Below are 11,847 nucleotides of genomic sequence, written 5' to 3'. Positions count from 1 at the left end.
GGCGCAGGGGGCGCTCCCCGCCGGGAGGGACCCCGCCGCCGTGCCGCGGGGAACCGGTCAGCCCTGGGCGACCGCGGTCCGCAGGACGATACGGTCCTCACCCGCGTACACGTTCATGGAACTGCCCCGCAGGAACCCCACGAGGGTCAGCCCCGTCTCCGCCGCCAGGTCCACGGCCAGCGAGGACGGCGCCGAGACGGCCGCCAGCACCGGGACGCCCGCCATGACCGCCTTCTGCGCCAGCTCGAAGGAGGCCCGGCCGGAGACCATCAGGACGGTCCGGGACAGCGGCAGGTTCCCGTTCTGCAGCGCGCGGCCGACCAGCTTGTCGACCGCGTTGTGCCGGCCCACGTCCTCCCGCACGTCCAGCAGCTCGCCGTCCTCGTCGAACAGGGCCGCCGCGTGCAGGCCGCCCGTCCGGTCGAAGACCCGCTGGGAGGCGCGCAGCCGGTCGGGCAGAGCGGCCAGCAGCTCCGGGGTGAGGCGCAGGGGCGGGCTGTCGGCGATCGGGTGGCGGGTCGTGGTGCGCACCGCGTCCAGACTCGCCTTGCCGCACAGACCGCAGGACGAGGTCGTGTACACGTTGCGCTCGAGTGTGATGTCCGGGATCGCCACGCCCGGCGCGGTCTGCACATCCACCACGTTGTACGTGTTCGAACCTCCCCCACTCTCGGCTCCGCTCGAGCGGGAGGTGCCCCCACGCGTGGCCCCCGCGCAGTACACGACGTTCCGCAGGTCGGAGCCGACCGCCAGGACGCCCTCGCTGACCAGGAAGCCGACGGCCAGCGCGAAGTCGTCACCCGGGGTGCGCATCGTGATCGCCAGCGGCTTCCCGTTCAGCCGGATCTCCAGGGGTTCCTCGGTGACGAGCGTGTCCGGGCGGGTGGACACCACCCCGTCGCGGATGCGGACCACCTTGCGTCGTTCTGTGACTCGTCCCATGTCCCCAGTCCCTGGTCGGTTCCTGGTGTCAGTCCCGGTTCTGTACGTGCTGATAGCCGAAGCGGCCCTTGATGCACAGGTTGCCGTGGGTCACCGGATTGTCGTGCGGTGAGCTGACCTTCACGATCTCATTGTCCTGCACGTGCAGCGTGAGGTTGCAGCCCACTCCGCAGTACGCGCACACCGTCGTCGTCCGCGTCTGCGCCGACTCGTTCCAGGTGCCCGCCGCCCGCATGTCGAACTCCGACTTGAACGACAGGGCACCCGTCGGGCACACCTCGATGCAGTTCCCGCAGTACACGCACGCCGACTCGGTCAGCGGACCGTCGTGTTCGACCGCGATCCGCGCGTCGAAACCACGGCCCGCGACCGAGATCGCGAAGGAGTTCTGCCACTGGTCGCCGCAGGCGTCCACGCACTTGTAGCAGAGGATGCACTTGCCGTAGTCGCGCACGTACAGGTCGTTGTCGACCCTCGGCTCCTCGTCGATCCGGGCCGCGTCCGGGCCGAAGCGGTCCGGTTTCGCCTCGTACTCCTTGATCCACTCGGCGGCCCGCGGGGTCGTCGACAGGTCGACGGAGGACGCGAGCAGTTCGAGGACCACCTTCCGGCTGTGCCGGGCCCGCTCGGTGTCGGTGCGCACCTCCATGCCCGGCTCGGCCTTGCGCGAGCAGGCCGGGACCAGCGTGCGCGAGCCCTCGACCTCCACCACGCACACGCGGCACGCGTTCTTCGGCGTCAGCGTGTCGCCCTCGCACAGCGTCGGGACGTCCTTCCCGGCCGCCCGGCAGGCGTCCAGGATCGTCGAGCCCTCGGGCGCCCGGACCGGCTCGCCGTCCAGGGTGAACTCCAGCAGGCGGCGGGGAATCCCCAGCGGTGTCACGGTCATTCGTAGGCCCCCAGACGGTCGATGGCGGATTCCACGGCGTTCCACGCGGTCTGGCCCAGACCGCAGATCGAGGCGTCCCGCATCGCGCTGCCCACCTCGCGCAGCAGGGCGATGTCACCGGCAGCGCCGGAGCCGGTGCGTTCCACGATCCGGGTGAGCGCCTCCTCCTGGCGTACGGTCCCGACCCGGCACGGCACGCACTGCCCGCAGGACTCGTCACGGAAGAACTGCGCGATGCGCAGCAGCAGCCGGGGCAGCGGCACGGTGCCGTCGAAGGCCATCACGACCCCCGAGCCGAGCGTCGTACCCGCCTGGCGGGTGCCCTCGAAGGTGAGCGGGATGTCCAGTTCGTCGGCGCGCACGAAGCCGCCGGCCGCCCCGCCGAGCAGCACCGCCCTCAGCCCGTCGCGCACCTCGGCCAGCTCCAGCAGCTCGCCCAGCGTCGCGCCGAACGGCAGTTCGTAGATCCCGGGCCGGCCGACGCTGCCGGACACGCAGAACAGCTTGGGGCCGGTGGACCGCTCGGTGCCGATCGCCGCGTACGCCGGGGCGCCCATCGTCAGGACGGGCAGGACGTTGACGAGCGTCTCGACGTTGTTCTCCACCGTCGGCTTGCCGAACAGGCCCTTCTCCACCGGGAAGGGGGGCTTGGAGCGGGGCTCGCCCCGGTAGCCCTCGATGGAGTTGAACAGCGCGGTCTCCTCACCGCAGATGTACGCGCCCGCGCCGCGTCGGATCTCGATGTCGAAGGCGTACCCCTGGCCGAGGACGTCGTCGCCCAGCAGGCCGCGCGCCCGCGCCTGGTCGATGGCGTGTCGCATGCGGTGGAGCGCTCGCGGGTACTCACCGCGCAGATAGAGGTATCCCTGGTGCGCGCCGGTCGCATAGGCGGCGATGGTCATCGCCTCCACCAGCGCGTACGGATCGCCCTCCATGATCACCCGGTCCTTGAAGGTCCCGGGCTCGGACTCGTCGGCGTTGCACACGAGGTAGTGCGGCCGGTCCGGCTGGGACGCCGTGGCCTGCCACTTGCGGCCGGTGGGGAAGGCGGCGCCGCCCCGTCCGACCAGGCCCGAGTCGGTGACCTCCCGGATCACCCCGGCCGGCCCCAGCGCGAAGGCCCGGCGCAGGGCCGCGTAGCCGCCGTGGGCGCGGTAGTCGTCCAGCGACGCCGGGTCGACCGCGCCGACCCGGCGCAGCAGCGTCAGCGAGGGGTCCCCGGCCTGGGGCACCGCCATCGCCGCGGCCGGTTCCTCGGGGGCGGCGTCGGGCGCGCTCGCCGCGAGCACCGCCGAGTCCACCGTCGCCGGCGCCGACACCGCCGTACGCACCGGCTCCCCGGCCCTGATCGCCAGGGCCGCCGGGGCGCGTTCGCACAGGCCCAGACAGGGGCTGCGCTCGACGCTCACCCCGCTGCCGGGCCCGAGCCGCGACTCGATCCCGGCGCACAGCGCCCCGGCCCCGGCCGCCGCGCACGCGAGGTCCGTGCACACGTGCAGCACGGTCGCCGGGCGCGGCTTGACGGAGAACATCGCGTAGAACGTGGCCACCCCGTACGCCTCCGACGGCGGCACCGTCAGCCGCCGGCACAGGTAGTCCAGGGCGCCCTCGCTGATCCAGCCCACCCGGTCGTTGAGCGCGTGCAGCCCCGGCAGCAGCTGGTCGCGGCGGTCCCGGGCCTCCCGCCCGCCGCGGGCCCACCTCAGATCGCCGGCCCGCATCCCGTCGCGGTCGGCACCCTCCCACGAGGACTCGGGAGGACCGAGCAGCGTGTCGACCGCCGCCCGCTCCTCGTCCGTCGGTTTGCTGTCACCGAAGCGCAGGTCCACTTACGTCACCTCACTGGATCACTGGGGCACTGGGGCGCGGAGCCGGGAGCTTCTCGATCCGGATCGCCGAGGCCTTGAACTCCGCGGTCCCGGCGATGGGACAGTTGGCCTCGATGGTCAGCACGTTGGTGTCCACCTCGTCGGGGAAGTGGAAGCTCATGAAGGCGAGCCCCGGCCGCAGCGCGGTGTCCACCCACACCGGTGCCAGCACCGACCCGCGCCGGGACGTCACCCGCACCTGCTCGCCGACCACCACGCCGTAGCGCTCGGCGTCCTCCGGGCACAGCTCGACGGCCTCGCCGCGCCGCAGGGGCGAGGAGTAACCGCCGCTCTGCACACCGGTGTTGTACGAGTCGAGTCGGCGTCCTGTGGTGAGCCGGATCGGGTACTCCTCGTCGGTGAGGTCGACCGGCGGGTCGTGCTGCACGATCCCGAACGGCGCGGGCCGGCCCCGCCGGTCCGGATCCGGGTCCCACAACCTGCCGTGCAGATACGGCGGTTCGAGCGCGTCGGTGCTCGGGCACGGCCACTGGATGCCCTGGTGCTCGTCCAGCCGCCCGTAGGTCATGCCGTGGTGGTCGGGGGAGACGGACCGGAGCTCGTCCCAGACGGCCTCGGCGTCGGCGTACTTCCAGTCGTGGCCGAGGCGGGTGGCGAGATCGCAGATGATGTCGATGTCCTCGCGTGCCTCACCGGGCGGCGTCACCGCCCGGCGGACGCGCTGCACCCTGCGCTCGCTGTTGGTGGTGGTGCCGTCGGTCTCCGCCCACCCCGCGGTGGCCGGCAGGACGACGTCAGCGAGTTCGGCGGTCTTCGTCAGGAAGATGTCCTGCACCACCAGGAAGTCCAGCCCGCTCAGCCGCCGTACCGCCTGCTCGGCGTCCGCCTCGGACTGCGCCGGGTTCTCCCCGATGCAGTAGACGGCCCGCAGCGAACCGTCGTCCATGGCCTCGAACATCTCCGTGAGCGTCATCCCGTAGCGCGGCGGGAGGACGGTGCCCCAGGCGGACTCGAACTTCAGCCGGATCGCCGGGTCGAGGATGTCCTGGAAGCCGGGCAGCCGGTTGGGGATCGCCCCCATGTCGCCGCCGCCCTGCACGTTGTTCTGGCCGCGCAGCGGCTGCAGACCGGCGCCGTAGCGGCCGACGTGGCCGGTGAGCAACGAGAGGTTGACCAGGGCGCGGACGTTGTCGGTGCCGTTGTGGTGCTCGGTGATGCCGAGGGTCCAGCACAGCTGGGCGCGCTCGGCGCGGGCGTAGGCGTGCGCCAACTCCCTTATCGCGGCGGCCGGCACGCCGGTCACCTTCTCGGCGAGGGACAGCGTCCACGGCTCGACGAGTGCCCGGTACTCCTCGAAGCCGGTGGTCGCCCCCCGGACGAACGCCTCGTTGACCAGGCCGGCGTGGATGATCTCGCGGCCGATCGCGTGCGCCATCGGGATGTCCGTGCCGACGTTCAGCCCGAGCCAGCTCTCCGCCCACTCGGCGGTCGACGTCCGCCGCGGGTCGACCGCGTACATGCGGGCGCCGTTGTGAATGCCCTTCAGCACGTGCTGGAAGAAGATCGGGTGTGCGAAGCGGGCGTTGGAACCCCACATCACGATGACGTCGGTGTGCTCGATCTCCTCGTACGACGAGGTCCCGCCGCCGGAGCCGAACGCGGCCGACAGCCCGGCCACGGACGGGGCGTGACAGGTGCGGTTGCAGGAGTCCACGTTGTGGGTGCCCATGACGACCCGGGCGAACTTCTGCGCCACGTAGTTCATCTCATTGGTCGCGCGGGCACAGGAGAACATCCCGAACGCGCCGCGCGCGGCGCCGATCCCCCGGGCGGCCCGCTCCAGGGCCTCGTCCCAGGTGGCCCGCCGGAACGGCTCGTCACGCGAGTCGCGGACCAGGGGATGGGTGAGCCTGGTGTAGGTCTTCGGGCTCCGGTCGCGTTTCCTGGTGCTCTTCATGCGGCGCTCCTCAGCGCGAGCAGGTCCGAGATGGCGTGCACGGTGCGCAGGGTGGGCACCTCCACGCCGGTGATGTCCGCCAACTCGACGACGACGGCGAGCAGTACGTCGAGTTCGAGCGGTTTGCCGCGCTCCAGGTCCTGGAGCGTGGACGTGCGGTGGTCGCCGACGCGCTCGGCGCCGGCCAGCCGGCGCTCCACGGACACGCCGACCTCGCAGCCGAGGGCGCGGGCGACCGAGAGCGTCTCGTTCATCATGATCTCGATGACCCTGCGGGTACCGCCGTGCAGGCACATCTGCCGCATGGTCGCGCGGGCGAGGGCGCTGATCGGGTTGAAGGAGATGTTGCCGAGCAGCTTGACCCAGATGTCGCCGCGCAGTTCGGGCTCCACCGGGCACTTCAGCCCGCCGTCCACCATCGCCCCGCTGAACGCGAGGCAGCGCGCGGAGACACTGCGGTCGGGCTCCCCGATCGAGAACCGGGTGCCCTCCAAGTGCCGTACGACGCCGGGCCCTTCGAGCTCGGTGGCCGCATAGACGACACAGCCGATCGCCCGCCGGGGCGCGAGCACCGCACTGACCGCGCCGCCGGGGTCCACGCTTTCCACGCGGTGGCCGTCGTGGGGGCCGCCGTGCCGGTGGAAGTACCACCAGGGAATGCCGTTCTGGGCGGCCACGACCGCCGTGGTGTCGTGCAGCAGGGGTGCGATCAGCGGCCCGCACGCCGCGTACGCGTTGGCCTTGAGGCCGAGGAAGACGTAGTCGACCGGGCCGATCTCGGCCGGGTCGTCGGTCGCGTGGGGGCGCGCCGTGAAGTCGCCGCGCGGGCTGAGCACCCGCACGCCGTGCTGCCTCATGGCCGCCAGATGCGGTCCACGGGCGACGAGGTGCACATCGGCACCCGCGCGATGGAGCGCGGCGCCGACATAGGCGCCGATGGCCCCGGCGCCGAGAACTGCCACTTTCACTGGGGAACGCTCCGTTCGGTCGAGGGAGTACCGCGGAGGTGGGGGTCGACGGCCGAATTCGACGTATGTCGACGAAATATTGTCTACAGTATGGAGGTTGGCTCAGCAAGGGTTCGCGCACGCTCCGCCTTTCGGGTACCGGGCGGTCCGACCGTTCGTCGCAGACTGCATACCGCTCACCGCATACCGTCGACCCGACGGGTTTTCAACCACCCGGGCTCTCCCTACCGTCCGGGTTTCATGAGTCCACCCGTCGCGCCCCCGGGCTGGAGCCGCTGGCTCGTTCCGCCCGCCGCCCTCTCGGTCCACCTCTCCATCGGCCAGGCCTACGCCTGGAGCGTGTTCAAACCTCCCCTCGAGTCCGCTCTCGGCCTCAGCGGCACCCAGAGCGCGCTGCCGTTCCAGCTCGGCATCGTCATGCTGGGCCTGTCCGCCGCGTTCGGCGGCACCCTCGTGGAGCGCAAGGGGCCGCGCTGGGCGATGACCGTCGCCCTCGTCTGCTTCTCCTCCGGCTTCCTGCTCTCCGCCCTCGGCGCGGCCACCGAGCAGTACTGGCTGATCGTCCTCGGCTACGGTTTCGTGGGCGGCGTCGGCCTCGGCATCGGCTACATCTCGCCCGTGTCGACCCTGATCAAGTGGTTCCCAGACCGGCCCGGCATGGCCACCGGGATCGCCATCATGGGCTTCGGCGGCGGCGCGCTGATCGCCTCGCCGTGGTCGGCGCAGATGCTCGAGTCCTTCGGCACCGACAACACCGGCATCGCCCTGGCCTTCCTCGTGCACGGGCTGACGTACGCCCTGTTCATGCTGCTCGGCGTGATGCTGGTGCGAGTGCCGCGTCCCGCGCGGCCGACGGGCCACGCTCCGACGGGCCGCGCTCCGGGGACCGCCGCCCTCACCGGTCCGCAGGTCTCGGCCCGCGGTGCCCTGCGCACCCCGCAGTTCTGGCTGCTGTGGCTGGCGCTCTGCATGAACGTCACCGCCGGCATCGGGATCCTCGAGAAGGCGGCCCCGATGATCACCGACTTCTTCGCGGACACCTCCGCGCCGGTGTCGGCGACCGCGGCCGCCGGCTTCGTCGCCCTGCTGTCGGCGGCGAACATGGCGGGCCGCATCGGCTGGTCCTCCGCCTCCGACGTGATCGGCCGGAAGAACGTCTACCGCCTCTACCTGGGCGTCGGCGCGCTGATGTACGCCCTGATCGCGCTGTTCGGTGACACCTCCAAGCCGCTGTTCGTGCTGTGCGCGCTGGTCATCCTCTCCTTCTACGGAGGCGGTTTCGCCGCGGCACCGGCGTATCTGAAGGACCTCTTCGGCACCTACCAGGTCGGCGCCATCCACGGCCGGCTGCTCACCGCCTGGTCCACGGCCGGCGTGCTCGGGCCGCTCATCGTGAACTGGGTCGCCGACCGGCAGGAGGAGGCGGGGAAGCACGGCTCGTCGCTGTACGGGCTGTCGTTCCTCGTCATGATCGGCCTGCTCGTGGTCGGTTTCGTCGCCAACGAACTCGTCCGGCCCGTGCATCCCCGCCACCACGTCCCCCGCCCCGACCTGACGAAGGAGGCCGCCGATGACCGGCGACAGCAGCACGAGTCCGCCTGACGCGGGCGGAGCCGGCCCCGCCCGCCGCGGGCTGATCACCTTCGCCTGGCTGTGGGTGGGGGTGCCGCTCGCCTACGGGCTGTACGAACTCGTACGGAAGGCGACACAACTGTTCACCGGGTGACGGGCGGTGTCCGGGCACATCGGGACGCGTGTCCGGACGTCCGCGGGCCTGACCGAAGCCGACAAGCCCGGCGCCCGATTCCTGTCGCATCACCTGCCGGTGTACCCGTGGGTCACTGACCAGACTGAAGGATCCCGCAACCGCAACACGAGGGGGATCCACCCATGATCGGCTCGCGCATCGCCGCCGTCGGCCACTACCAGCCCGCCCGGGTGCTCACCAACGAGGAGCTGGCGGGCATGGTCGACACCAGCGACGAGTGGATCACGAGCCGGGTCGGCATCCGCACCCGTCACATCGCGGGCCCGGAGGAGCCCGTCGACGAACTGGCCGCCCACGCCGCGGCCAAGGCGCTGGCGGCGGCCGGCCGCACCCCCACCGAGATCGATCTGGTGCTGGTCGCCACGTCCACCGCGATCGACCGCTCGCCCAACATGGCGGCCCGGGTCGCCGCCCGCCTCGGCATCCCCGGGCCGGCCGCGATGGACGTCAACGTGGTGTGCGCCGGGTTCACCCATGCGCTGGCCACCGCCGACCACGCCGTGCGGGCCGGCGCCGCGCGCCGCGCGCTGGTCGTCGGCGCCGACAAGATGTCCGAGGTGGCGGACTGGACCGACCGCTCCACCTGCGTGCTCGTCGGCGACGGGGCGGGGGCCGCGGTCGTCGAGGCGACCGAGACCTCCGAGGAGCCCGGGATCGGTCCCGTGCTGTGGGGCTCGGTGCCGGAGATGGGCAACGCGGTGCGGATCGAGGGGACGCCGCCGCGGTTCGCGCAGGAGGGGCAGAGCGTGTACCGCTGGGCGACCACGAAGCTGCCGGCCATCGCCCGCCAGGCCTGTGAGAAGGCGGGACTGGCCCCGGAGGAACTCGCCGGGGTGGTGCTGCACCAGGCCAACCTGCGGATCATCGAACCCCTCGCGCTCAAGATCGGCGCCGTCAACGCCGTCGTCGCCCGCGATGTCACCGAGTCGGGCAACACATCGGCCGCGAGCATCCCGCTCGCCTTCGCCAAGCTCGTCGAGCGGGGCGCGGTGTCGTCCGGCGACCCGGTCCTGCTCTTCGGCTTCGGCGGGAACCTGTCGTACGCGGGGCAGGTCGTCCGCTGCCCCTGAAGATCCCCCTCGCACGGGTGTGACGCGATCGACTCCCCCTCTCCCTGGTATGTGGGCGCCGTAGACTGTAGACGAAAGACAATCACTACTGGCGGCGCCGAACGACCGGCCGTGCGGCCGGGCGCGAGCTGCCGAGGAGGGGGACCGTGATGCTGTCGACCGGACTGCCCCAGGGGGCGGTGCCCAAGCTCGAACGACCGGGACCGCTACGGGACCGGGTCTACGAGGCACTGCTCGAACTCATCACCACGCGCGCCCTCCAGCCCGGCCAGCATCTGGTCGAGAGTGAACTCGCCGGTCACCTCGGGGTCTCCCGGCAGCCGGTGCGCGAGGCGCTGCAGCGGCTGAACACCGAGGGCTGGGTCGATCTGCGCCCCGCGCAGGGCGCGTTCGTGCACGAGCCCACGGAGCAGGAGGCCGACCAACTCCTCACCGTGCGCACGCTGCTGGAGGCCGAGGCCGCCAGGCTCGCCGCGCTCAACGCCGACAGCGCGGGCGTCGAGGCCCTGGAGGAGATCCTGGCGCTGGGCCTGGAGGCCGTCGCCTCCGACGACGTGGACGCCGCCGTCGTCCTCAACGCCCGCTTCCACGCCAAGATCATGGACCTGGCCGGCAACGCGGTCCTCGCCGAACTCGCCGCCCGGGTCGGCCGCCGGGTGCGCTGGTACCACGCCCCCGTCGCCCGGCAGCGCGGAGAGCGGTCCTGGGCCGAGCACCGCGACCTGATCGCCGCCGTCGCCGACCGCGACGAGCGGCTGGCCGAGCGGCTCATGCGCGAACACACCGAGCACACCCGGCGCTCGTACCTCGCGCAGGCGAAGTCCTGACGTCACCGGCTTCCTGACGACATCGACGTCCTGTCGGCAGTGAAGCCCTGTCGGCAGTGGAGTCCTGACCGCGCTTCCAGGGCGCGGGAACCCGACCGCGGGAAGGGGCCCGCGTGGCTCCGCACGGGCCCCTTTGTCCTGTGAGTGGAAAAAGTGGGGGCCAATTCCTGCGCGACTTCTTCCCACCTCCGGCAGCCACTGCTACGTTCCCTCCGAAAGCACGCCACGCACGTGGCCGGAATCCGGCGCGCACAGGCCGACAGAGGCGGGGAGGGGTTCGTGAGACGTATGACCGCACGACCCGCGAACGCCCATCAGGCCCGACTGCTCCGGCTGTTGCGCGACGGTGGCCCCAACTCCCGTGCCCAGTTGGGCGACCAGGTCGACCTCTCCCGGTCGAAGCTGGCCGTGGAGGTGGACCGGCTGCTGGAGACGGAACTCGTCGTGGCCGACGGACTCGCCGCCTCGCGCGGCGGCCGGCGCTCCCACAACATCCGCCTCAACCCGCACCTGCGTCTCCTCGGCGTGGACATCGGCGCGACCTCGGTCGACGTCGCCGTCACCAACGCCGAACTGGAGATCCTCGGGCACCTCAACCAGCCCATCGACGTCCGTGACGGACCGGTCGCGGTGTTCGAACAAGTCCTTTCCATGGCGGCGAAGTTGAAGGCCACCGGGCTCGCCGAGGGGTTCGACGGCGCCGGTATCGGCGTCCCGGGCCCGGTCCGCTTCCCCGAGGGCGTCCCGGTGGCGCCGCCGATCATGCCCGGCTGGGACGGCTTCCCCGTGCGGGAGGCGCTCAGCCAGGACCTCGGCTGCCCGGTCATGGTCGACAACGACGTGAACCTGATGGCGATGGGGGAGCAGCACGCGGGTGTGGCCCGCACCGTCGGCGACTTCCTCTGCGTCAAGATCGGTACCGGCATCGGCTGCGGCATCGTCGTCGGCGGTGAGGTCTACCGCGGTACGACGGGCAGCGCCGGCGACATCGGACACATCCAGGCCGTACCCGACGGCCGCCCGTGCGCCTGTGGCAACCGGGGCTGTCTGGAGGCCCACTTCAGCGGCTCGGCCCTCGCCCGGGACGCCATGGAGGCCGCCGAACAGCGGCTCTCCGCCGAACTCGCGAACCGCCTGGAGACGAACGGCACGCTCAGCGCCGTCGACGTCGCCGCCGCGGCCGCCGCGGGGGACGCCACCGCCCTCGACCTGATCCGCGAGGGCGGCAACCGCACCGGCCAGGTCATCGCCGGCCTGGTCAGCTTCTTCAACCCCGGCCTGGTGGTGATCGGCGGCGGTGTGACCGGTCTCGGCCACACCCTGCTCGCCGCCATCCGCACCCAGGTCTACCGCCAGTCGCTGCCCCTGGCGACCGGCAACCTGCCCATCGTCCTCGGGGAGTTGGGCCCCACCGCCGGAGTCATCGGCGCGGCCCGGCTCATCAGCGACCACCTGTTCTCACCCGCGTAAGCAGCCCACGGCACCACCGCACCGTTCGCACCGTTCTTCACGGCTTCACGGCTTCACGGCTTTCACCGCACGGAACAGCGCACCGGCACCACGTACGGCTCCGCCGCTCCATCCCTGCTCTGACAAC

General features: G+C 71.8%; 10 protein-coding genes. 5 read left to right on the top strand and 5 right to left on the bottom strand.

Annotated features, from left to right (window positions below):
• Nucleotides 1-57: 57 nt before the first annotated feature.
• Genes fdhD through JL475_RS09695 form a run of 5 tightly spaced genes read right to left on the bottom strand, consistent with a single transcriptional unit; the run spans nucleotide 58 to nucleotide 6,585 of the window.
• On the bottom strand, nucleotides 58-942 hold the full coding sequence (gene fdhD / locus JL475_RS09715) for a formate dehydrogenase accessory sulfurtransferase FdhD (protein WP_202277047.1): 885 nt from the start codon (nucleotides 940-942) through the stop codon (nucleotides 58-60).
• Nucleotides 943-970: 28 nt separating this feature from the next.
• Nucleotides 971-1,831 (bottom strand): 2Fe-2S iron-sulfur cluster-binding protein, encoded by an 861-nt coding sequence (locus tag JL475_RS09710; protein ID WP_202277046.1) that lies wholly within the window; start codon nucleotides 1,829-1,831, stop codon nucleotides 971-973.
• On the bottom strand, nucleotides 1,828-3,660 hold the full coding sequence (locus tag JL475_RS09705) for an NAD(P)H-dependent oxidoreductase subunit E (RefSeq protein WP_202277045.1): 1,833 nt from the start codon (nucleotides 3,658-3,660) through the stop codon (nucleotides 1,828-1,830). Before JL475_RS09705 ends, JL475_RS09710 begins: the two co-directional genes overlap by 4 nt.
• Nucleotides 3,661-3,670: 10 nt before the next feature.
• Nucleotides 3,671-5,617 carry a molybdopterin oxidoreductase family protein gene (locus tag JL475_RS09700; RefSeq protein ID WP_202277044.1) on the bottom strand — a complete coding sequence of 649 codons (1,947 nt, stop codon included), beginning with the start codon at nucleotides 5,615-5,617 and terminating at the stop codon, nucleotides 3,671-3,673.
• Nucleotides 5,614-6,585 carry a 2-dehydropantoate 2-reductase gene (locus JL475_RS09695; protein ID WP_202277043.1) on the bottom strand — a complete coding sequence of 324 codons (972 nt, stop codon included), beginning with the start codon at nucleotides 6,583-6,585 and terminating at the stop codon, nucleotides 5,614-5,616. Before JL475_RS09695 ends, JL475_RS09700 begins: the two co-directional genes overlap by 4 nt.
• A 240-nt stretch (nucleotides 6,586-6,825) precedes the next feature.
• Between JL475_RS09695 and JL475_RS09690 the strand changes: the two genes are divergently transcribed.
• The 5 genes from JL475_RS09690 (at nucleotide 6,826) to JL475_RS09670 (ending at nucleotide 11,720) form a co-directional block, all read left to right on the top strand.
• A complete protein-coding gene (locus JL475_RS09690; RefSeq protein WP_202277042.1) occupies nucleotides 6,826-8,187 on the top strand; it encodes an OFA family MFS transporter in 1,362 nt (453 codons plus the stop codon).
• On the top strand, nucleotides 8,156-8,311 hold the full coding sequence (locus JL475_RS09685; protein ID WP_202277041.1) for a hypothetical protein: 156 nt from the start codon (nucleotides 8,156-8,158) through the stop codon (nucleotides 8,309-8,311). Before JL475_RS09690 ends, JL475_RS09685 begins: the two co-directional genes overlap by 32 nt.
• A gap of 164 nt (nucleotides 8,312-8,475) precedes the next feature.
• Nucleotides 8,476-9,423, top strand: a complete 948-nt coding sequence (locus tag JL475_RS09680) for a beta-ketoacyl-ACP synthase III (RefSeq protein WP_202277040.1) — start codon at nucleotides 8,476-8,478, stop codon at nucleotides 9,421-9,423.
• Nucleotides 9,424-9,572: 149 nt separating this feature from the next.
• Entirely contained in the window at nucleotides 9,573-10,250 is a 678-nt protein-coding gene (locus tag JL475_RS09675; protein ID WP_202277149.1) for a GntR family transcriptional regulator, read from the top strand.
• 288 nt (nucleotides 10,251-10,538) lie between these two features.
• Entirely contained in the window at nucleotides 10,539-11,720 is a 1,182-nt protein-coding gene (locus JL475_RS09670; RefSeq protein WP_202277039.1) for an ROK family protein, read from the top strand.
• The last annotated feature ends 127 nt before the right edge of the window (nucleotides 11,721-11,847 follow it).

This window comes from Streptomyces sp. M2CJ-2, assembly GCF_016757295.1.
In the GTDB taxonomy this organism is placed as follows: domain Bacteria; phylum Actinomycetota; class Actinomycetes; order Streptomycetales; family Streptomycetaceae; genus Streptomyces.
The sequence above is the reverse complement of the archived record's forward strand: the minus strand, read 5'-3'. Positions and strand labels throughout refer to the sequence as shown.